This is a genomic window from Microcystis sp. M_QC_C_20170808_M9Col (assembly GCF_007095495.1).
GTDB lineage: Bacteria > Cyanobacteriota > Cyanobacteriia > Cyanobacteriales > Microcystaceae > Microcystis > Microcystis aeruginosa.
Window position 1 is genome coordinate 1 of sequence record NZ_SFBZ01000052.1, and the last position, 19,484, is coordinate 19,484.

Genomic DNA, 19,484 nt, shown 5'->3' on the forward strand with positions numbered 1-19,484 from the left:
AAATAATCTGAGGTTTTAGATACCAGATGATAGAGTTGATTAAAACTCAGTTTTTGGGAGTTTTCAAAGAAATATTGGCGATAATGGTAGTTAGCTAGATTGAACAAATTTTTTGACAAAAAGGCATAATGGTCTATTTCTGACCATAAGGGATGGTTTTGACTGATAATATGACGTTCAACTAGCTTCATATCTTCATTATACCTGATAACCTTCTTAAAATCTATCGGTGGCAAAAGTTACGGCTCTTCTGGTTTCTGTGTGGAAACGAGGTCTATACTGATAGTTTCTTCGACAAAATAGTCCTAAAAGTGTTGCCCGATAAGCATTTCACGATTCTATAAGCAAAAATTATCACACAAAGTCGAGAAGAGCCAAGTTACTTATTTTAGCTATCTAGCTACAGAAATGAGTAACTTTAAAAAGCTTTAGGTAGGTTTTTGGTTTCTGTGGTTAACCCAGTAACTTCTCGATCGGTTCGGGGAGAAAGAACTCGATCGAGATGCAGCTAAAATCTGGGTTCGGGAATCAAAAAGGGAAAAGTGCCAGACCAGTGAGCTTCTGTTTTACACTAGAATTTGGCCGCCTGAATCTAGATCTATGCCCACTCTGACCCTCAATTTTCCCCTAACTGCCGTTGTCGGCCAAGAAGCGATTAAATTAGCCCTACTCTTAGCCGCCGTGGATCCCGCCCTGGGGGGTGTGGTAATTGCCGGGCGTCGGGGAACCGCCAAATCAGTCATGGCGCGAGCGATACATTCCTTACTGCCACCGATCGAAATTATCGCAGGTAATGTCTTTAATTGTGATCCCAATAATGCCGACGAATGGGACGATCGCACTAAAGAAGAATATAGCAGTGGAGAGGTCGCCACGGAAGTTATCCGGGCCCCTTTCGTGCAGATTCCCCTAGGAGTCACCGAGGATCGTTTATTGGGTTCCGTCGATGTGGAAGAATCGGTGAAACAGGGGGAACCAGTCTTTCAACCCGGTTTATTAGCCAGCGCCCATCGGGGAATTCTCTACATCGATGAAATTAATCTACTTGATGACCAAATTGCTAACCAATTACTCACAGTTTTAAGCGAAGGACGTAACCAAATCGAACGGGAAGGCATCAGTTTTCAACATCCCTGTAAACCAATCCTGATCGCTACTTATAACCCAGAAGAAGGGGATTTACGACCCCATTTATTAGATAGAATTGCCATTGCTCTTTCCGCCGATGGTGTCCTTAGTTTAGACCAACGAGTCACCGCCGTCAATCAGGCGATCGAGTATGCTGTTTCTCCCAGCGCTTTTATCGCCCAATATGCCCAAGAAATCGATGATCTAAAAACCGAAATTATTCTGGCGAGGGAATGGTTAAAAGAGGTAAAAATTAAACCCGAACAAATTAGTTATCTAGTGGAGGAAGCGGTGCGCGGTAGGGTAGAAGGTCATCGCGCCGAGATTTTTGCCGTGAGAGTAGCCAAGGCCGCCGCTGCTTTAGAAGGTCGGGATTTAGTCAGTGCCGATGACTTAAAAAGAGCCGTCGAATTAGTTATTGTACCTCGATCGCTGATTACGCCGCCACCTCCGGAACAGGAACAACAGCCCCCACCGCCGCCACCACCACCGGAACCGCCCCAAGACGAAAACCAGCAGGAACAGGAAGAAAAAGAGGAGGAGAAAGAGGAGGAAAAAGAACCGGAACAGCCCGATAATCTGCCGGAAGAGTTTGTTTTCGACCCGGAAGGGGTTTTACTGGATCCCAGTGTGCTGTATTTTGCCCAGATGGCCCAGCGTCAGGGGAAATCGGGGGCGCGTAACCTGATTTTCTCGGAAGATAGGGGACGTTATATTAAGCCGATGTTACCCCGGGGCAAGGTGAAAAGAGTCGCCGTCGATGCCACTCTCCGGGCGGCCGCCCCCTATCAAAAAGCCCGTCGCTTGAGGAATCCCGAACGTCATGTGATTATAGAAGAAGGGGATCTGCGCTCAAAACGGCTGGCCCGCAAGGCCGGTTCTTTAATTGTCTTTGTGGTCGATGCCTCCGGTTCCATGGCCCTGAATCGGATGCAGTCGGCCAAAGGTGCGGTTATGCGTCTGTTAACGGAAGCTTACGAAAATCGCGACCAGATTGCCCTGATTCCTTTCCGGGGTGAGCGAGCAGATGTACTATTGCCACCGACCAAATCGATTACCCTAGCGAAAAAACGTCTAGAAACCCTGCCCTGTGGTGGCGGTTCCCCTTTGGCCCACGGTTTAACCCAAGCGGTTCATGTGGGGATGAATGCCCGTTTATCGGGTGATATCGGTCAAGTGGTGATTGTGGCGATTACCGACGGTAGAAGTAATATTCCTTTGGCGAAATCTTTAGGCGAACCGATTCCGGAGGGGGAAAAACCCGATATTAAGGCAGAACTGCTCGATATTGCCGCTAAAATTCGCTCTTTAGGCATTAAACTGCTGGTTATCGATACGGAGAAAAAATTCGTCTCCACTGGTTTTGCCAAAGAATTAGCCCTAAAAGCCGGGGGTAAATATTATCATCTACCCCGGGCCACGGAACAAGCGATCGCATCTATGGCGCGAGGGGCAATTGCGGGACTGTAGCTAGGGTTTGCCAAAAAAGGGTTTCCTGGGGGCAGGGTGTGGGGTGTGGGGTGTGGGGTGTGGGGTGTGGGGTGTGGGGTGTGGGGTGTAGGGTGTAGGGAAGGAAACCTCTTTCATCTGTGGGGGTGAAAATTTTTTCATCGGGACTGCCTCCTGCCTTCGTTATTGACTCGAATTTTGCTGATTTTCTGTTTTTTTTCGGTCTGGTGTGACAGCATCTAGAAAAACTTAACAATAATCAGCAATAAGCGAGAGATATACTACAAACAAACATTAGTAAGTTTTAATTAAGATAACTATGAGCTTTCGATTTGGCAAAATCTTGATAGCAGGGGTATTAGCGGTACTTTTGCTAGTAACTTCCTGTGCTAAAGCTCCCTCACAATTTGACCAAGCGCAACAAGAAAGTACCGCTCGCGGGGCGGCGGCAGTGGTGAAAGAATCCACCTCTGGCGGCAGTTTTAATCGGTTTTTCCCGCCTTCTGGGGGAGGATACGAGCGCGTCTATACCCAGGAGAAAAAAGGCTTTGCTGAGGCAAAACTGAAGCAAGATGGCAAAGTTCTGGCTATGTTAGCCATATCTGACATCAGCAATAATCCCGCCGCGGCCAATAAATTCCAAGACAGTCAAACCACAATTAAAGGTTTTCCCTCTGTGGAACAGGGTGCAACCGCCAGCGCCGTTTTAGTCAATAATCGCTATCAAGTCAAGGTTTTATCGCGGGAGCCAGATTTTGCTGCCAGCGATCGCCAAGCTTGGTTAGCTAAGTTCGATTTAGATGGTCTAGCAAAATTAAAGTAAGGAGACATCCGTGAGTAAGCCAATTTTTGAACTGGTGGACGAATTACCGACGAATAATCTCACCGTCAAAGTTCTCAAAACCCTTGATTATGTAGTGCCGGGACAGTGGGATAACCTAGTCGGGTTTAAAAATACGATTATCAAAGTCACCGGCGAAACCGACGAAAGCATGATCCAACAGATTGGCGATCGAGCCGTTTGGTTGTTTAATGATAAATCCCAGGGCTATCAACGGGCGCTCTGGCTCTACCAAACCATCGACAGCGCCGATAATGCCCTAGCCACCGCCTCTCTTGCCAATGCCGTCGGTGGTAAAATTCCCCTCATGGGCGGTTTAATCGAAAGATTAACTCCTGCCCCCGAAAAAGCGCAAACCATCGATCTAACCTTGAAATTAGTGACCGAATTAATCGCTTTTTGTCAAATTAATGGCATTCCGGGGGATAGTATCGATGATTTCGTCGCTTCTCTGGGAGATTATAGCGGCGAATCCCTGATGCGGATGGCGGCGTTAGTTTGTTTGGATGGTTTAATTCCCCTGGGGGGCAGTTTTATCCGCAAAGTGGAATCGGGCCTCAGCATTCTCACCCCGGAAGAATTAGAATCTAACTCCACTTTCGGCAGTATTAAAGAATTGATTCCGGGGGGAAATACTGCCAGAAAATTAGACTTTATCGGTCAAAGTTTCGACTCCACTAAAGGTTGGATGAGTAGTTTTGTCAGCCAGCGCAGTTTGAGCCAGCAGGGATTATTGAGCAAAATTCAGGGATTTATCGACTTTTCTGCCGATAAATTGGTATATGTTGGGGCATTCCTCGATATGACCACCAATTACTATGAACATACCGGTATTCAAACCCTGGCTCGTCGTTTAATCGAAAGAGCCGTGGCGGAAATTTAAGTGGCACCGGGGGCAGGGATGGACAGACCGATACCAAATCGGTTTTTAATAGCATGATTAAGTCCCAATTCAACTTTAAAAACCCAGTTATGGATTGTTTCCCCCTGCTCCGGCACTCACCCACTTTCCTATACCTTTTCCACAGGGTTTAGTATTATAATATCCCCTCCTTAGCCCCTCAAGGTCATGAATCAGGCACAACTTATCCATGCCGCTAAACTCCAGCATCCAGCCGCTATTATTGCTCTACTTAACCAAAGTCTCTTAACCAGAAAAATAGAGGTTATTGAAGCCACCTCACAAGAAAATGCCCTGACTCTAAAAGTTCAATCCAAAAATATACCTAATCAACACAAGTTATTACCTTTTTTGTCGGCAGAAATCAAAAGCTTGGGCATCGATGGATTAGAACAAGTGATCGTTTACGGTATGACCGAGGCATCCGATATCCCCGCTTGGGAAGAATCGATAACCCTGAGTCAAGATGATTTAGATTTAATCGTCAATCGTGTCACCAAATTAAACTCTTTGCCGATAATAACCGCAGAAATCGCCGAAAATGACCGAGAAGATGCCCCAGAAGCTTTGGAAGACTCTGAAACAACCGAAGAAAAAGCCCTAGAGAAACCGGAGGAGTTCACTGAAGCTGCTGAGAATATTGTGGCCACTGGTGAGCGATTTTCCCTATCTCATCGGAGACACTCCTCTTTTCCCCTCAGTATAATTTTGCCTTACCTAGCGATCGGTTTTGGTGCTGGAATTATTATAGGTGCTTACTTTGGCTATCAAAAAGCAGTGAGTGATACTAAATTCGTTGAGCATAGGCTACTTATGAGGACAGGCACTCATGCAATAGGCAATGGGCAATAGGGGGAATAAATAATCATTCTTTAATAACCGGATTTAGTGTGAAATGCCCGCACAACCCAGAGCGCTCGAACAACCCCGATAAATTTTCCTGTCCCCAACCTGATATGATAAGACCAATGCAAAATTTTCCTATCTCTAAACCCCAATGATTTAGGGCTTTTTTTCTTGGGAATTTGTCGGTAAGGACAGCAGCAACAGTTTATTTTTTATCTTTAGCCCCACCTATCTAACCGCTCATGTCTATGGAAGAAGCCTTGAAACTCCTAAAAGAATATGGATGTATTCAACTAAAAATTGTCCAATCCCCCGAAGAAGAAGAAGGTCTAAGACAGGCAATTTTATTAGTTAACCAAGGTTCGGAGTCAATTAATTTGGGTATTTGTGCCGATAACCGTGAAGAGGGATTTAAAGCCCTGAAAAGTTATCTACAAGCCCTGGGATACCCCTTACCTAATAGTCTCCCAGAAGACCACCCAGAACCAGGAGCGGTGTATATTAAATACAATACCCAAAGACAAGCTTCCTATCTCGATTCCTATACGGGAACCTATCGCGGTGTCCTGGTTTCTTGTCAGTCAGAAAATGATCAATTAGTCGGTACTTATGGTCACTTTCCCCTCGATTTATTCTCTTAAGAGGCATAGTTTTTGGGTTATTTAAGCGATTAACCATCAGCCGGACAGTGATTACTGTTTACAAATAAGAGGCAAAAAGCTCCCCACTCCTGTCCACTGAATTCTCTTTCCTGACTCTTTTAATAATTTTACCTGAAAAAAATTATGTATTTGTTAATTCCAGCAGCGGGAATGGGTAAACGGATGGGCAGCGATCGCAATAAGTTACTGCTCACCCTGCACGGAAAACCTCTCCTGGCTTGGACTTTACTGGCTGCCATGCAATCCAGGGCAATTATCTGGATTGGCATCATGGCACAACCGGAAGACTTTGAGGAGATCCGAGCAATTATCACCCCTATAAATGCCCTTAAACCCGTGCAAATCATCCAAGGAGGCGAAACCAGACAAAAATCGGTTTATAATGGCTTACAAGCCCTACCAGAGGGGGCTGAGACGGTTTTAATTCACGATGGGGCGCGCTGTTTAGCCACTCCCGAATTATTCGATCGCTGTGCCGCCGCTTTAGCCACTTGTCAGGGTTTTATAGCGGCGATTCCGGTGAAAGATACGATTAAAATTGTCGATAGCAAGGGCTGGATTGAGGATACACCGGATCGCTCGCAGTTGTGGGCGGCCCAAACGCCCCAGGGTTTTCAGGTAAAATTATTAAAAGAATGTCATGAACAGGGGCGAAAATTAGATTGGGAAGTCACCGACGATGCCGCCTTATTAGAAAAATGTGGTTTTCCCGTCAAAATTGTCGTCGGTGAAGAAACTAACTTAAAAATTACTACCCCCGGAGATCTGGCAATTGCCGAATATATTTTAAGTCAACGTTTATAATTTTTCATCTACTTTAACGCCGTCCCGTTTAATAATACGAGCGGGAATACCCACCACCACACAATTAGGTGGAACATCTTTGACTACCACTGAATTTGCGCCCACGGTGACATTATCGCCGATGGTAATGTTTCCCAAGACTTTAGCACCGGCGGTAATCCTGACATTATTGCCAATTTTGGGGCGACCGCTTTTATCTTTATAGCCAATTGTTACCTGTTGATTAATCCAACAGTTATCGCCCAAATCCGCCATAACAATCGTACTAAAACCGTGTTGAATAAATAATCCTTTGCCAATCGAACAAGAAGAATCTAGAAATAAATAGGAACTTTCTCGATAGAAAAACCTAAGAATATACATAAAAAAACGGCTGAATGAACCACCTTGAAAAAGACGACAATAATATAAATTTCTAAATTCTTTTGCCTCCAGACACAGAGCTAACAATTGTAACCAATCTGCTCTTTTTTCCCGGCCTAATAACTCTACCCAACGCCGCACATCACCTAAGATAAGTTCTCGATTGTTAGCTACCTGAAAAGCAATGATTAAGGGGGAGAGCCAAAGAATACCCACATAGAAAAATAATTTTCGGAAGAAACTTTTCATCGTTGGTTTAAAATAAATGACAATAGAGTTACTTTTGGTTGATCTTGATTATAGTGGCTCTTCGGTTTGTGTTATGCAATGGACGGGGTTTATAAGGGATGAAACCCTTATATAGAAAGGCATTTAGCGATTTTTGTCAATTGTTTTTGTCTAGAGCGAACTAATCAATTAAGTCTCTTACCAGATAAGGATTTAGTCGATTTATGCCCCCCTATCGAACCATACCAAGTAACGAAGAACTATTATAGTAGTATTGTAGCGAATAGTTCAACCTGCGCCCGTTTATTAGACCCCAACGATGTCAACTACCTTACAGTTCTTGCCCGAAGTATCCGTGATCGTGCCAATTTACAACGGGGAGAAAGATCTACCCCCTCTCATTGATTGTTTAGCCAAACAGACCTATCCCCGTCAATTAGTTGAATATATTTTAGTTGATAATAATAGTAGCGATCGCACGGCAGAATTATTAGGAAAGGCAGCACAAGAACACAGGGAACTGAAACTGATCATTTTAAGCGAAAATCACATACAAAGTTCCTACGCTGCTCGCAACAAAGGGATCAAAAGCTCTCGTTATCCTTTTCTGGTCTTTACCGATGCCGATTGTCGTCCCGTACCGCAATGGTTGACAGAACTGGTTCAACCCTTTAGCGATCCTAACATCGGTCTGGTAGCGGGTGAAATTGTTGCCTTAACTGGTTCCACTTGCTTGGAAAAGTATGCAGAACTTCGTCACTTTATGTCACCAAAATTTCTTTTAGAACATTCTTTTTGTCCCTACGGTCAAACTGCTAACCTCGCTATTCGTCGAGAAGCTTTTCAAAAAGTTGGTTTATTTCGTCCTTATTTAACTACCGGTGGTGATGCCGATATCTGTTGGCGTATTCAACAACAAACCGACTGGCAATTAACCTACGCACCAGAGGCAATTATTTACCATCGTCATCGTTCTACCTTAGAAGAGTTAAGAAGTCAATTAAAACGTTACGGGCGATCAAATCGCTATCTTCACGAATTGTATGGTGTCGAATTGATGCGACCTTTAACCAATCAAGAGTTATTTTTTACTCTCGGTCGTTGGTTATTAAAAGAGCTACCAAAAAATACTCTCAAGTTACTGTTTTGTAAAGCAGATTTAGTAGATTTATTGGCTACTCCCCTCGATTTAATTCGGTTTCAGGCCCGCAGCCAAGGACAAGCCACGGCTAAACTACCCGAAAAAGCTAAAGAAATCGAATGGCTTTAATTCAGTTATCAGTTATCAGTTATCAGATATGAGTTTTCAGTGATCAGTTATCGGTTATCAGATGTAAGTTTTCAGTTCACTGATTACTGATTACTGATTACTGTTTACTGTTTACTGATTAAGGTTTCCTCTATGGTTTCTCCCTGAGTGAAACATCCCGGAAGATCCTTAATTTCTGATACATATCCCTCGTGATCATCAGGATAAATTGTTATTGGATATTTTAACCCCAAATAAAACTCTAATGATTCCGGCTTAGTTTTATTACTTGTCTTCATATTTTTTACCTCTTTAAAGTTAACAAATAGGATAAATAGGGTTTGCGGCAAAAAGCTTTTCGGTGGTGGCAGGGTGTGGGGTGTGGGGTGTGGGGTGTGGGGTGTGGGGTGTGGGGTGTGGGGAAGTGGGGTTTTATCGATTTTCAGGTGGTCAACTACCTAATTTTCAGGGAAAAAGTCCAGGAATTTTCCCCCCGATCCCCGCAATGGCTGGCACTTTTTGAGGGTAAAAAAGTCCAAAAGTCTTATACAACAAGGTTTTTAGATTTATTCAGCAGACCCTAAATATATTTTGAATAAATACCCAGAAAACATCAAGAAGGGAATCAGCTTTAAACCTTTTCGGTCAACTATCCATTCCCCTATTCTGGCGCTCCAGACTTCAAAGTGGGGGACAAAATAGGGTAAGGTAAAAAAGCTGTGCCGATAACCGAGACTATGACCGTTGAATGGCAATCCGTCAAAACCTACGAGGATATTCTTTACCATAAATGGGGGGGAATCGCCAAAATTACCATCAATCGCCCCCATAAGCGTAATGCCTTCCGTCCAAAAACAGTTTTTGAGCTTTACGACGCTTTCTGTGATGCTCGCGAGGATGCGCGCATTGGGGTGGTATTGCTCACGGGTGCAGGTCCCCACAGCGACGGCAAATATGCTTTTTGTTCCGGCGGCGATCAGACGGTGCGCGGTCAGGCGGGTTATATTGGCGATGATGGCGTACCCCGGCTCAATGTGCTGGATTTACAGAAATTAATTCGCTCCATCCCCAAGGTAGTTATCGCGCTGGTGGCAGGTTATGCGGTCGGGGGCGGTCATGTTTTACACTTGGTTTGTGATTTAACCTTAGCGGCGGATAACGCCGTTTTTGGTCAGACCGGTCCGAAAGTGGGCAGTTTTGACGGCGGTTTTGGCTCTAGTTATCTGGCCCGGGTAGTCGGTCAGAAAAAAGCTCGCGAGATTTGGTTTCTTTGTCGGCAGTATAACGCCCAACAAGCTTTAGAAATGGGTTTGGTTAACCATGTCGTCCAGGTGGAGGAATTAGAGCAGGAAGGGATTAAATGGTCCTTAGAAATTCTCGAAAAAAGTCCCTTGGCGATTCGCTGCCTAAAATCGGCTTTTAATGCTGATTGTGATGGTCAAGCGGGTTTACAGGAGTTAGCGGGCAATGCCACTTTACTCTACTATATGACCGCCGAAGGAGCCGAAGGTAAACAGGCTTTCCTCGAAAAACGTCCCCCCGATTTTAGTCAATATCCTTGGCTACCCTAATCAGTGATCGGTAAACAGTAAACAGTAATCAGTGAAAGGAAAGCAGAAAACCGCCGTGTAATACTGCTCACTTAATACTCCCTACTCCTACTGATAACTGATAACTGATCACTGATAAGCTATGCTAGTTTAGAGAGAGTAGTTAGGTTCGGTAGCAGCATTGGTTTCAAACAGAAGTGGTTTTTCCCTGATGGCCTTGACTGGGTTGTGTCCGATCTCCTTCTCGAAATGGCTGTGATATTGGGAGACAATCCATGACGATTTACGTTGGTAATCTGGTTTATGATCTCACGACAGATGACTTGAAAGAGGTATTCGCTGAATACGGCACGGTTAGTCGCGTTTACTTGCCCGTAGATCGGGAAACGGGTAGAATGCGCGGTTTTGGTTTTGTGGAAATGTCCTCCGATGAGGAAGAAGCAAAAGCGATCGAAACTCTTGACGGGGCCGAATGGATGGGACGACAGATGAAAGTCAACAAAGCTCGTCCCAAAGAAGATAATTTTGGTGGTGGTGGCGGCGGTGATCGCAAAAACTTCGGGCGCCGGGAACGTTAAACAGATTCTTGGAAAATTCCAGAAGCGGTTATTTCTGATAACCGCTTTTTTTCTGGCCTTAAACCGCCGTTTTCCGTGACTCAAGGATGGGGTGGATAATTGTCCAGGCCAGGACGATAATTAAAGCTAAGATACCAAAACGAGCCATAGAAGTAACTAACTGGTGCAAGGGGAACAGACGGCCTAAAAAGAAGGATAATGTCACCATAATCGTCGCCCACACCGTTGCTCCACCGAGATTACAGAGGAAAAAGCGACCGTAGGGCATTCGGGCAATTCCCGCCATGGGACCGGCAAAGATTCTTAACAAAGCCACGAAACGACCGAAAAAGACCGCCCGGGGTGCATTTTTACTAAATTGTTCCTTGGCTAATTCTAGTTTTTGAGGCGGAATCCGAAAGAATTTGCCAACTTTTAACAAAAACGGCCAACCCCCAGCGCGACCGAGCCAATAGCCAAAATTATCGCCTAAAACTGCTCCTGTAATTGCGCTGACTAAAACTAACCAATAGTTCAAATCACCGCTACCGGCAAGGAAGCCGCCGACAATGGTGATGGTTTCTCCCGGGATGGGAATCCCCATATTTTCGAGGGTGATGCCGATAAATACTGCCCAGTATCCGTATTGGTGGGCGATTTCTTCAATATTTTCTAGGGATAATAGCTCTAGGGACATGGAGCGCTTTCTTAACAAAGGTTTACGAATATTCTAAGATATTTTTACAGTATTTAACCGTGGCTGAACATGACTTTTCCCAGTATTGATTTATTAGCAATTCGTCAGGGTGAGATAAAAGATTTAGCGGGCATGAATTTGGCTGGGGCTGATTTAGCGGGTGCAGACCTAGCCGGGGCGAATTTACGGGCAAATTTACGCGGTGCTGACCTGACCGGGGCAAATTTAAGGGGAGCAGATTTTCGTAATGCCGATTTACGCGGGGCAATTCTCCTCGATGCGATCGTGACTGGGGCAAGTTTGGCCGGCGCTTTTTTAGCTGGGGCGGTTTTTAATCATCTAGATTTGTCCGGGGCGGATTTTCGCGGTGTCGATGGCCGGGGAGTGAGTTTTGTCGGGGCGATTTTAACCCAAGCGGATTTTACTAGCGCTAATCTTTCTGGGGCAGATCTATCGGCCACCGATTTAGAGGAAGCAATTTTTTTTGGGGCGATTTTACGGGGAACAAATTTTACTGATGCCAATCTTCTTTGTGCTAGTTTAGCCTCGGCAGTAACCACGGGGGCAATTTTCGATCGAGCTTGTTTAGAAGGGACAGGATTAACCTAAGTAGGTAGTCGTTAAAAGTTATCAGACACCCCCCTTATCAAGGGGGGACTAAGGGGGGATCGGCACCCCCCTTATCAAGGGGGGCAGGGGGGATCAGAGGCAAAATCTATCTTCAATTTAATTATAACTACTTACTTAAATGGCTGATAGATAAAAGAAGATGAGTTTCTAATCGGTTGCTATCTACCTCCATAGCTCCAGCTATCCTGAACCATTTAACACTTTTTCGTCCCTGGCTCTTCTTCTTGGCCAAATTGATCAAGTTTTTGCCATTCTCGACCGGAAAATTTAATTTAATTGTCCGGGTAATCAGTCCAGTTATTGAAGAATTTTTACTAACCAATTAAGCAATCAACCTAGTTCCTTAAGGGAACCTAGTAGAAAAGATTATACTCAAAAATGATAGGATTGATTGATACCTAGCTGCCGTTAATCGCCATCGATGAGACCTTTACGCCAACTTTACCGCTATTTAAGTTTATTTTGCCTCTGTCTTCTTCTGACCGTGGGCTGTCAGTCCACTAATTCCAATTTACCACAACGAGATAGCGATCGCCTGATGATCGGGACAACCCTAAAACCACGCTCGATCGATCCTGCCGATAGTTATGAGTTAGCAGGACTTTTTATTATTTATAATCTCGGTGAAACTCTCTACACCTACGCGGAAGGAACCACTAATTTAAAGCCTCTCCTGGCCAGGGAATTACCGCAAATTAGCCCCGATGGTTTGACCTATACTATCCCAGTACGTCGAGGAGTTATTTTTCATGATGGCACGGTTTTTAACGCAGAGGCGATGAAGTTTTCCCTAGAAAGATTTATCAAAAATGGTGGTGAACCTTCCTTTCTTCTCCGGGATACAATTGATAAAATCACTGCTACCAAAGAAGACGAAATTACTATTAAACTAACCAGACCTTTTGCCGCCTTTCCCGCTCTTTTAGCTTACCCCGGAGCCTGTGCAGTTTCACCCAAATTTTATCAAATTGGCGAGGGTAAATTTAAACCTGAAGAATTTATCGGCACGGGACATTATCGATTAAAAGCAGTTACCAGCGATTCTTTTAGTTTAGAAGCCTTTGATCGCTATTGGGGAGAACCGGCCAAAAATAAGGGAGTTAATGTTCAAATTTATCTCTCGAATCCTGCCAATTTATTCAACGGTTTTCAGACGGGTGCGGTGGATATTGCCTATCAATCTTTACTCCCTCCTCAAGTGAGAAAATTACGCACAGAAGCGGCGCAGGGAAAATGGCAAGCCATCGAATCTTCCGGGGCAGCAATTAACTTTATGAGCCTCAATCTCAAAAGTGAACCCACCAATAATATTTTAGTGCGACAAGCCATTGCTTCTCTAGTCGATCGAGATTTACTTAATGAGCGCATTTTACAAGGTCAAGGCATCCCTCTTTTTAGTCTCATTCCTACTACTTTTTCCGAGTCACAACCGGTGTTTAAAGAGCGCTATGGCAACCATAATATAGAGCAAGCTAAACAATTACTAAAAGCTGCTGGTTATAGTCAAGAAAAACCCGCAATTGTAGAAGTTTGGCACTCCTCGGGATCGATTACTTCCAGCAGCGTGGCCGCAGTGATGAAAGCCCTATCAAAACGGGATTTAGATAATAGGATTCAATTTGAACCCAATAGTATCCTAGGAGCGGCATTTTTCCGTAATATTGGCCGGGGACTTTATACCACTGCTCTATCTAATTGGTATCCCGATTTTTTGGATGCAGATAACTATATTTATCCCTTTTTGGATTGTGCTAAAGGTTCCCCAGAAACTGGCTGCGAAGAAGGAGGATCGCAAAGCCAAGGCTCATTTTTTTATAGTCAAGAAATGAATCAATTAATCGCACAATCCCGTCGGGAAAGTAACCCAGCCAAAAGAAAGCAAATCTTTGGCAAAATTCAAGAAATTCTCGCCGATGAAGTTCCCTATATTCCCCTTTGGCAAACCAAGGAATACGCTTTTGCTCGCAATGGCATCACGGGAGTTATCATCAATCCCAGTCAAACTTTTCCCTTCTGGACGATTGCCAAAAAATCCTGATAATTAATTATTAGGAGTTAGCAGTCAGGAGTCAGGATTCAGGAGATAGGGTGATAGGGTGATGAGACAGCTTCCCCACTTCCCACTTCCCACTTCCCACTTCCCCACTTCCCACTACCGATTCCCTTCCTCATTCTCCATTTTCCTATGAAACTAACAGCAATGTCCTTTAATATTCGCTACGATAAACCCGATCCCGATGAGCGTAATTGGCGAGTAAGAAGGGAAGCAGTAGCGGCTTTAATTGCTCACTATTCTCCTGATATAATTGGTACTCAGGAAGCTCGCGCTAATCAACTATTGGATCTACACCGTTTATTGCCAAAATACCAAAGTTTAGGCAGCGATCGCAGGGGAACAGGATTAGATGAACATTGTGCGATTTTATATCAACCAAGTCGGTTAAAATGTTTGGAAATATACGAATTTTGGCTATCAGAAACTCCCGATATTATTGGCAGTATCACTGAAGCTTGGGGTAATCCTTATCCCCGCATGGTAACGGGGGCTAAATTTGGCACTCTTGAGGGGCAAACTTTGCAGTTTTATAATACCCATCTCGATTACTATAGCGACCAAGCTAAGAACTTAGGGGCTAAGTGCATACAAGAGCATTTTTGTCAACTAGATTTAACAGAAGATTACCTATTTTTAACGGGGGATTTTAATGTTAATTCTCAGCAATTACCCCGTCAGATTTTAACTCAACCTCTCCAGTCAGAAATTAGATTAAAGGACGCTTTAGCAGATTTGGAATTAGCAGAACAAATGAGCTTTAATAATTACACCGATACCCCTTATTTAGCCATCGATACAATTTATTATGATAACCGTTTACAGTTAGATTGGGCAAAAGTAGATCGTTCTCGTTGGTTGAATCTTATTCCTTCCGATCATTATCCCGTAATTGCTGCTTTTACCTTGCCCTAAAAATAGATGATTTTTTTATTTAGCAAATATATAGAGGGTAAAAGCTTCAGCAGACTTTGGTGATTCGGTGGTTAAATTTGTTCGGTGTTTTAAACAGGAAAAAACCTCAAGAAGTGATATTTTTGTGGCTATTAAGTAGCTGGTTATAATTAAATTAAAAATGGATTTTAGGTTCGATCCCCCCTGCCCCCCTTGATAAGGTAGGGTTGATTCATGAATCAACCCTACCATTGATAAGGGGGGTGTCTGATAATTTTTAACGCCTACCTAATTATCGATGCAATTATGTTTATTTTCCTCCGGGGATTAGTTACCAATCCTCTGTTTATTTGATTAATTCCACCCCATCTTTGCCGTCAATCTCTTGTAGATAAACTTTTACCTGTTCCTCGGCTGCGGTGGGTAGTTTTTTGCCCGTAAAATCCGGGTGAATTGGTAATTCCCGATGACCACGATCAACGAGGACTAATAAGCGGATTTTTTGCGGTCTGCCATACTCAATAATAGCATTGAAAGCGGCGCGGATCGTGCGACCTTTATAGATAACATCATCGACTAAAATCACGGTTTTACCCGTGACATCTAGGGGCATTTTGGTTTTAGCAGGAGTGCGGGTTTTAATGCGATCGAGATCGTCGCGATAGAAGGTAATATCGATCGCTCCCACGGGAACTTTTACCCCTTCTAAGCTCTCAATTTGATTAGCAATTAAATTAGCTAAAGGCACTCCTCGCGTGTAGATACCGATCAAAATCAAGTTATTTAAATCGCCACTTTTTTCGATAACTTCGGAAGCCAAACGGGTAATAGTGCGACGAATTTCGTCAGCCGAGAGAATTTCAATTAACTGTGGGGTCATAATTTTCCAAGACAAGGGGGGATAGGGGATAGGGAAATTTTGACGGAAATGGACTTTTTTTTTCTTTTTCTTTTTCTTTTTCTTTTAAAACCATCTTGCCACTAACGAATATAATTATTTTCACTTACCTATTTTAACTCGATCGCTCATGAGTGATGAATTATTGCAAAAATCCGCCCTAGAATTAGCCCAACTGATTCGCACTAAACAAATCTCCCCCCTAGAATTAACCCATTTATACCTCGACAGAATTGAGAAATTTGACTGTCAAATTGGTAGTTTTGTCCATGTCGCCAGGGAAAGCGCCCTAGCAACCGCGGGCGCCCAAACGGAACAATTAAGTCAAATCGCCGCTACTGCCGAATTACCGCCTTTTTTTGGAGTTCCCACCGCCATTAAAGACTTAAATGCCGTCGCCGGAATGCCGGTTAGTTACGGAGTCGCCGCTTTACAGGGAAATATTGCCCAATACGACGAAGGAATCCTCACCAGAATGAAAATGGCGGGTTTTATCCTTCTGGGCAAAACTGCCACTTCCCAGCTAGGTTCCTTTCCCTACACCGAAAATCCGGGTTTTTTGCCGACTCGTAACCCCTTCAACCGCGATTATACCGCAGGAGGTTCCAGTGGCGGTGCGGCGGCGGCGGTAGCGGCGGGTTTCTGCCCGATTGCCCAGGGTTCCGACGGTGGCGGTTCCATTCGTACTCCGGCGGGTTGTTGCGGTTTGGTGGGGATAAAACCCAGTCGCGGGCGCGTTTCCTATGCCCCGGTGGGGGAATTTCAAAGCGGTATCGCCACTAACGGCACTCTTTCTAAGACGGTGGCAGATGGGGCGGCGCTGCTTACCGTGATTTCGGGCTATACGACGGGCGATCCCTACTGGCTACCCGATCCGCCCTTTTCTTTCCTAGAAGCCACTCAGAGAGGCGTAAAACCCCTAAGAATCGCTTTTTCTACTTCCATATCCCCCTTCGGCGAAGCGGCTGCCGTCTATAAAAATGCTGTGATCGAGACGGCTAAAATTTTAGAGGGTATGGGGCATCACTTAACGGAGTATTCTCCCGATTTACAGGCTTTAATCGCTCCTTTTCGCCGTATTTGGCAAGCGGGGACGGCAGCGGCGGCAATTCCCAGGGAGTTATTAAGTCCCCTTAACCAATGGTTATTGGACAATTCTGGCAGTGCGGGGGAATACCTGCAAGCGGTGCGGCAGATGCACGTTATTTCGCGGCAAATTGTGGCGATGTTTGATAATTTTGATGTCTTACTTTTGCCAATTTTTCTACATCAACCTCCCGGAATTGGTGAGTGGGAAAATTTACCACCGGAAGAAGCGGTTAATAAGATGATTGCGTGGATTGCACCTTCTCCTATTGCTAATGCGAGTGGTTTACCCGCGATTGCTTTACCCACGGGAGTGGATAGTCAGGGTTTACCCGTGGGAATCCAGTTAGTTGGTAAACCTGCTGATGAAATTACTTTGTTAGGTTTATCGGCACAATTAGAGGCAGCTAATCCTTTCGGTTTGATGGCTAATTTTAACTAGCAAGACTTTCGGTAAATTGGGGAATAGAAGCGATAAGTTTACGGGTGTAATCACTTTGGGGAGAGTTAATAATTTGGTTAGCTGTACCCATTTCCTCAATTTTACCTTTATTCATCACCATAATCCGATCGCTCATAAATCTGACGACACTTAAATCGTGGGAAATAAAGATATAAGTGAGATTAAATTCCTGCTGTAATTCTTTGAGTAAATTTAAGACTCCCGCTTGCACGGAAACATCTAAAGCAGAGACAGATTCATCACAGATAATAAACTGAGGATTTAAGGCTAAAGCGCGAGCAATACACACCCTTTGTCGTTGTCCTCCTGATAATTGATGGGGATAGCGATCAAACCAATTAGGATCAAGTTTAACTCGTTCTAATAAATATTCTACTCGTTGCCGTCGCTTTTGGGAATTGCCGCCGGTATGATGAATAACCATCGGTTCTAAAATTGCTTTACCGATGGACAAACGGGGATTCAGGGAGTTGTAGGGATTCTGAAAAACTATCTGTAATTCCCGTCGCAGTAGTCTTAATTTTGGATCGCTGGGGTTTAATTTAGCGAGATTTTCTCCTCGGAAATAGATATCTCCAGAAGTGGCAGGAATTAAGCGCAGAATTGTCCTTGCTAAGGTAGATTTTCCGCAGCCCGATTCACCGACTAAACCCAGGGTTTCCCCCCGTTTAACGGCAAAACTGACCTGATCTACGGCATTAAAAAAGGTCTTTACTTGCCCGAAAACTCCCTTAACTGGAAATCTAACCGATAAATTTTCTACCGATAAAATATTCTCGTGATGTTGTAAACCTTCAATTCTGCTTTCTTCCTCTTGGAGAGTAATAAATTTAACTGCTGGTGGAGTAATTTCCTGTAATTCAATAATCTTACCTTGAGAGTCTTTTTCCACTCGTAAAAAATCGCTGACGGTGGGCAATTTTTCTGGACGAGAGTTTAAGCGGGGACGACAGGCAAGTAAACCTTTTGTGTAGGGATGTTGGGGATAATTTAATACTTCTTCTTTCGTTCCCTGTTCGACGATTTCTCCTTGATACATCACGACAATTTGATCGGCAATTTCGTTAATAACTCCTAAATCGTGGGAGATAAAAACCATTGACATTTCTCGATCGCTTTTACACAAATCTCTTAATAATCTTAATATTTCTGCTTGGACAGTCACATCTAAAGCGGTGGTTGGTTCATCGGCAATTAATAGGGTAGGATTACAAGAAATCGCCATGGCAATCATTACCCTTTGTAATTGTCCCCCCGATAATTCGTGAGGATAACGCTTGAGAATTGCTTCTTTTTGTTCCTGAATATAAGTTCTAATTTTTTCCCTGACATGACCCTTATTTTCTAAGGGAAAAGTTTCTATATACTTCTCCTCCAACTGTTCATCACTGGGTAATAAGCGCACTTCTTGCAGTAGAGAGATGGCTTGATTTTTTGCCTGTTCAGTGGTGACTTTTTGATGCAGTAAAATTGCTTCGGTGAGTTGAAACTCGATGTTATAAACTGGATTAAGAGAACTCATTGGTTCTTGGAAAATCATCGCCATTTCTCCCCCGCGATAATAACGCAATTCTTCCGGGGGAATAGATAATAAATCTACTGCTTGCATTGACTGACCTTTTGCCGGACGAAAGCAAATTTCTCCCCCGGTAATTTTTCCAGGAGAAGGAACCAATCCCATGAGTGCGAGGGAGGTGACAGATTTTCCTGAACCCGACTCCCCCACACAACCGAGAACTTGACCTTTCTGCAAGCTAAAACTAATGTTATTAACGGCGACTGTTGTTCTTTTCTGATTAGAAAATTCAACGGTGAGATGGCGAACGTCGAGAACTTTGTTATCCATAGCTCTTTAACTGGTGAAACCTAGCATCATCTTAACCTAAGTTGTCAATTTTAACTATATAGCAGTTATCTTATTGGTGAGGTGGGAAGTTTTCCTTACCTAATCGGGTTACACTTCCTCTTGATGAGAAACGCTATATTCATCTTCACTCATCAACAAATAACACTAAATCCTGTTATTAAAGAATGATTATTTATTCACCCTATTGCCTATTGCCTTTTCCTTGACATCCTCGCCGCCGTAAAACGGACGGCGATTCCCAAACCTCACGATTTAGGTTTCTGCTTCTTTCCCTTGCGGGGTTCCGCACCTGCCTTAACAGATTTACTCTGTTCTGGT

Annotated in this window: 19 protein-coding genes; 13 read left to right on the forward strand and 6 right to left on the reverse strand. The window is 44.0% G+C overall.

Annotated elements, in window-relative coordinates:
• Positions 1–191 (reverse strand): transposase (locus EWV68_RS03440; protein ID WP_287168827.1); only part of this gene is annotated, 191 nt, incomplete at its 3' end.
• Positions 192–600: 409 nt separating this feature from the next.
• Between EWV68_RS03440 and bchD the strand changes: the two genes are divergently transcribed.
• The 6 genes from bchD to ispD all read left to right on the forward strand — a co-directional run bounded on the left by bchD (position 601) and on the right by ispD (position 6,631).
• The gene (gene bchD / locus EWV68_RS03445; RefSeq protein ID WP_061430776.1) at positions 601–2,598 is read left to right on the forward strand and encodes a magnesium chelatase ATPase subunit D; all 1,998 of its coding nucleotides are present in this window, start codon (positions 601–603) and stop codon (positions 2,596–2,598) included.
• Between the two features lie 298 nt (positions 2,599–2,896).
• Entirely contained in the window at positions 2,897–3,400 is a 504-nt protein-coding gene (locus EWV68_RS03450; RefSeq protein WP_061430775.1) for a hypothetical protein, read from the forward strand.
• A gap of 10 nt (positions 3,401–3,410) precedes the next feature.
• Positions 3,411–4,301, forward strand: coding sequence for a hypothetical protein (locus tag EWV68_RS03455; RefSeq protein ID WP_287168828.1), 891 nt, complete (start codon positions 3,411–3,413; stop codon positions 4,299–4,301).
• Positions 4,302–4,487: 186 nt separating this feature from the next.
• Positions 4,488–5,171: a hypothetical protein gene (locus EWV68_RS03460; protein WP_287168829.1), complete on the forward strand. Its 684-nt coding sequence runs from the start codon at positions 4,488–4,490 to the stop codon at positions 5,169–5,171.
• 236 nt (positions 5,172–5,407) lie between these two features.
• Positions 5,408–5,806, forward strand: coding sequence for a DUF1824 family protein (locus EWV68_RS03465; RefSeq protein WP_287168830.1), 399 nt, complete (start codon positions 5,408–5,410; stop codon positions 5,804–5,806).
• 144 nt (positions 5,807–5,950) lie between these two features.
• Positions 5,951–6,631: a 2-C-methyl-D-erythritol 4-phosphate cytidylyltransferase gene (ispD, locus tag EWV68_RS03470; protein WP_061430771.1), complete on the forward strand. Its 681-nt coding sequence runs from the start codon at positions 5,951–5,953 to the stop codon at positions 6,629–6,631.
• Here the strand turns inward: ispD and EWV68_RS03475 are convergent.
• Entirely contained in the window at positions 6,626–7,243 is a 618-nt protein-coding gene (locus EWV68_RS03475; protein ID WP_012267158.1) for a serine O-acetyltransferase, read from the reverse strand. The two genes, ispD and EWV68_RS03475, sit on opposite strands and share 6 nt — an antisense overlap.
• Before the next feature lie 298 nt (positions 7,244–7,541).
• On the opposite strand from EWV68_RS03475, the gene EWV68_RS03480 reads away from it, so the two are divergent.
• The gene (locus EWV68_RS03480; protein WP_287168831.1) at positions 7,542–8,492 is read left to right on the forward strand and encodes a glycosyltransferase family 2 protein; all 951 of its coding nucleotides are present in this window, start codon (positions 7,542–7,544) and stop codon (positions 8,490–8,492) included.
• A 104-nt stretch (positions 8,493–8,596) separates the two neighbouring features.
• Here EWV68_RS03480 and EWV68_RS03485 read toward each other — a convergent pair whose 3' ends face one another.
• Positions 8,597–8,770, reverse strand: coding sequence for a type II toxin-antitoxin system HicB family antitoxin (locus EWV68_RS03485; protein ID WP_072319590.1), 174 nt, complete (start codon positions 8,768–8,770; stop codon positions 8,597–8,599).
• Positions 8,771–9,208: 438 nt separating this feature from the next.
• On the opposite strand from EWV68_RS03485, the gene menB reads away from it, so the two are divergent.
• Positions 9,209–10,042, forward strand: a complete 834-nt coding sequence (gene menB, locus EWV68_RS03490; RefSeq protein ID WP_287168833.1) for a 1,4-dihydroxy-2-naphthoyl-CoA synthase — start codon at positions 9,209–9,211, stop codon at positions 10,040–10,042.
• Positions 10,043–10,296: 254 nt separating this feature from the next.
• Entirely contained in the window at positions 10,297–10,599 is a 303-nt protein-coding gene (rbp, locus tag EWV68_RS03495) for an RNA-binding regulator (protein WP_287168835.1), read from the forward strand.
• Positions 10,600–10,657: 58 nt separating this feature from the next.
• Here the strand turns inward: rbp and EWV68_RS03500 are convergent, their stop codons facing one another.
• Complete coding sequence (locus EWV68_RS03500; RefSeq protein WP_287168837.1) at positions 10,658–11,275, reverse strand: DedA family protein; 618 nt, start codon at positions 11,273–11,275, stop codon at positions 10,658–10,660.
• Positions 11,276–11,344: 69 nt separating this feature from the next.
• Between EWV68_RS03500 and EWV68_RS03505 the strand changes: the two genes are divergently transcribed.
• The 3 genes from EWV68_RS03505 (at position 11,345) to EWV68_RS03515 (ending at position 14,873) form a co-directional block, all read left to right on the forward strand.
• A complete protein-coding gene (locus tag EWV68_RS03505; protein ID WP_002775354.1) occupies positions 11,345–11,884 on the forward strand; it encodes a pentapeptide repeat-containing protein in 540 nt (179 codons plus the stop codon).
• Between the two features lie 442 nt (positions 11,885–12,326).
• Positions 12,327–13,943 (forward strand): ABC transporter substrate-binding protein, encoded by a 1,617-nt coding sequence (locus EWV68_RS03510; RefSeq protein WP_287168838.1) that lies wholly within the window; start codon positions 12,327–12,329, stop codon positions 13,941–13,943.
• A gap of 147 nt (positions 13,944–14,090) precedes the next feature.
• Positions 14,091–14,873 carry an endonuclease/exonuclease/phosphatase family protein gene (locus EWV68_RS03515; protein ID WP_287168839.1) on the forward strand — a complete coding sequence of 261 codons (783 nt, stop codon included), beginning with the start codon at positions 14,091–14,093 and terminating at the stop codon, positions 14,871–14,873.
• A 325-nt stretch (positions 14,874–15,198) separates the two neighbouring features.
• On the opposite strand, the gene pyrR is transcribed toward EWV68_RS03515, so the two are convergent.
• Positions 15,199–15,732: a bifunctional pyr operon transcriptional regulator/uracil phosphoribosyltransferase PyrR gene (gene pyrR, locus EWV68_RS03520; RefSeq protein ID WP_002759497.1), complete on the reverse strand. Its 534-nt coding sequence runs from the start codon at positions 15,730–15,732 to the stop codon at positions 15,199–15,201.
• A gap of 148 nt (positions 15,733–15,880) precedes the next feature.
• On the opposite strand from pyrR, the gene EWV68_RS03525 reads away from it, so the two are divergent.
• Positions 15,881–17,278: an amidase gene (locus tag EWV68_RS03525; protein ID WP_287168841.1), complete on the forward strand. Its 1,398-nt coding sequence runs from the start codon at positions 15,881–15,883 to the stop codon at positions 17,276–17,278.
• Here the strand turns inward: EWV68_RS03525 and EWV68_RS03530 are convergent.
• Entirely contained in the window at positions 17,271–19,145 is a 1,875-nt protein-coding gene (locus EWV68_RS03530) for an ABC transporter ATP-binding protein (RefSeq protein ID WP_287168842.1), read from the reverse strand. The two genes, EWV68_RS03525 and EWV68_RS03530, sit on opposite strands and share 8 nt — an antisense overlap.
• Between the last annotated feature and the right edge of the window lie 339 nt (positions 19,146–19,484).

What these genes read in the sequence shown, in the direction of transcription:
- EWV68_RS03475 (WP_012267158.1), bottom strand. Translation starts at nt 7,243, where the DNA reads ATGAAAAGTTTCTTCCGAAAATTATTTTTCTATGTGGGTATTCTTTGG.
- EWV68_RS03515 (WP_287168839.1), top strand. Translation starts at nt 14,091, where the DNA reads ATGAAACTAACAGCAATGTCCTTTAATATTCGCTACGATAAACCCGAT.
- pyrR (WP_002759497.1), bottom strand. Translation starts at nt 15,732, where the DNA reads ATGACCCCACAGTTAATTGAAATTCTCTCGGCTGACGAAATTCGTCGC.
- EWV68_RS03500 (WP_287168837.1), bottom strand. Translation starts at nt 11,275, where the DNA reads ATGTCCCTAGAGCTATTATCCCTAGAAAATATTGAAGAAATCGCCCAC.
- rbp (WP_287168835.1), top strand. Translation starts at nt 10,297, where the DNA reads ATGACGATTTACGTTGGTAATCTGGTTTATGATCTCACGACAGATGAC.
- menB (WP_287168833.1), top strand. Translation starts at nt 9,209, where the DNA reads ATGACCGTTGAATGGCAATCCGTCAAAACCTACGAGGATATTCTTTAC.
- EWV68_RS03465 (WP_287168830.1), top strand. Translation starts at nt 5,408, where the DNA reads ATGTCTATGGAAGAAGCCTTGAAACTCCTAAAAGAATATGGATGTATT.
- EWV68_RS03505 (WP_002775354.1), top strand. Translation starts at nt 11,345, where the DNA reads ATGACTTTTCCCAGTATTGATTTATTAGCAATTCGTCAGGGTGAGATA.
- EWV68_RS03510 (WP_287168838.1), top strand. Translation starts at nt 12,327, where the DNA reads ATGAGACCTTTACGCCAACTTTACCGCTATTTAAGTTTATTTTGCCTC.
- EWV68_RS03480 (WP_287168831.1), top strand. Translation starts at nt 7,542, where the DNA reads ATGTCAACTACCTTACAGTTCTTGCCCGAAGTATCCGTGATCGTGCCA.
- EWV68_RS03460 (WP_287168829.1), top strand. Translation starts at nt 4,488, where the DNA reads ATGAATCAGGCACAACTTATCCATGCCGCTAAACTCCAGCATCCAGCC.
- EWV68_RS03450 (WP_061430775.1), top strand. Translation starts at nt 2,897, where the DNA reads ATGAGCTTTCGATTTGGCAAAATCTTGATAGCAGGGGTATTAGCGGTA.
- EWV68_RS03530 (WP_287168842.1), bottom strand. Translation starts at nt 19,145, where the DNA reads ATGGATAACAAAGTTCTCGACGTTCGCCATCTCACCGTTGAATTTTCT.
- bchD (WP_061430776.1), top strand. Translation starts at nt 601, where the DNA reads ATGCCCACTCTGACCCTCAATTTTCCCCTAACTGCCGTTGTCGGCCAA.
- EWV68_RS03485 (WP_072319590.1), bottom strand. Translation starts at nt 8,770, where the DNA reads ATGAAGACAAGTAATAAAACTAAGCCGGAATCATTAGAGTTTTATTTG.
- ispD (WP_061430771.1), top strand. Translation starts at nt 5,951, where the DNA reads ATGTATTTGTTAATTCCAGCAGCGGGAATGGGTAAACGGATGGGCAGC.
- EWV68_RS03525 (WP_287168841.1), top strand. Translation starts at nt 15,881, where the DNA reads ATGAGTGATGAATTATTGCAAAAATCCGCCCTAGAATTAGCCCAACTG.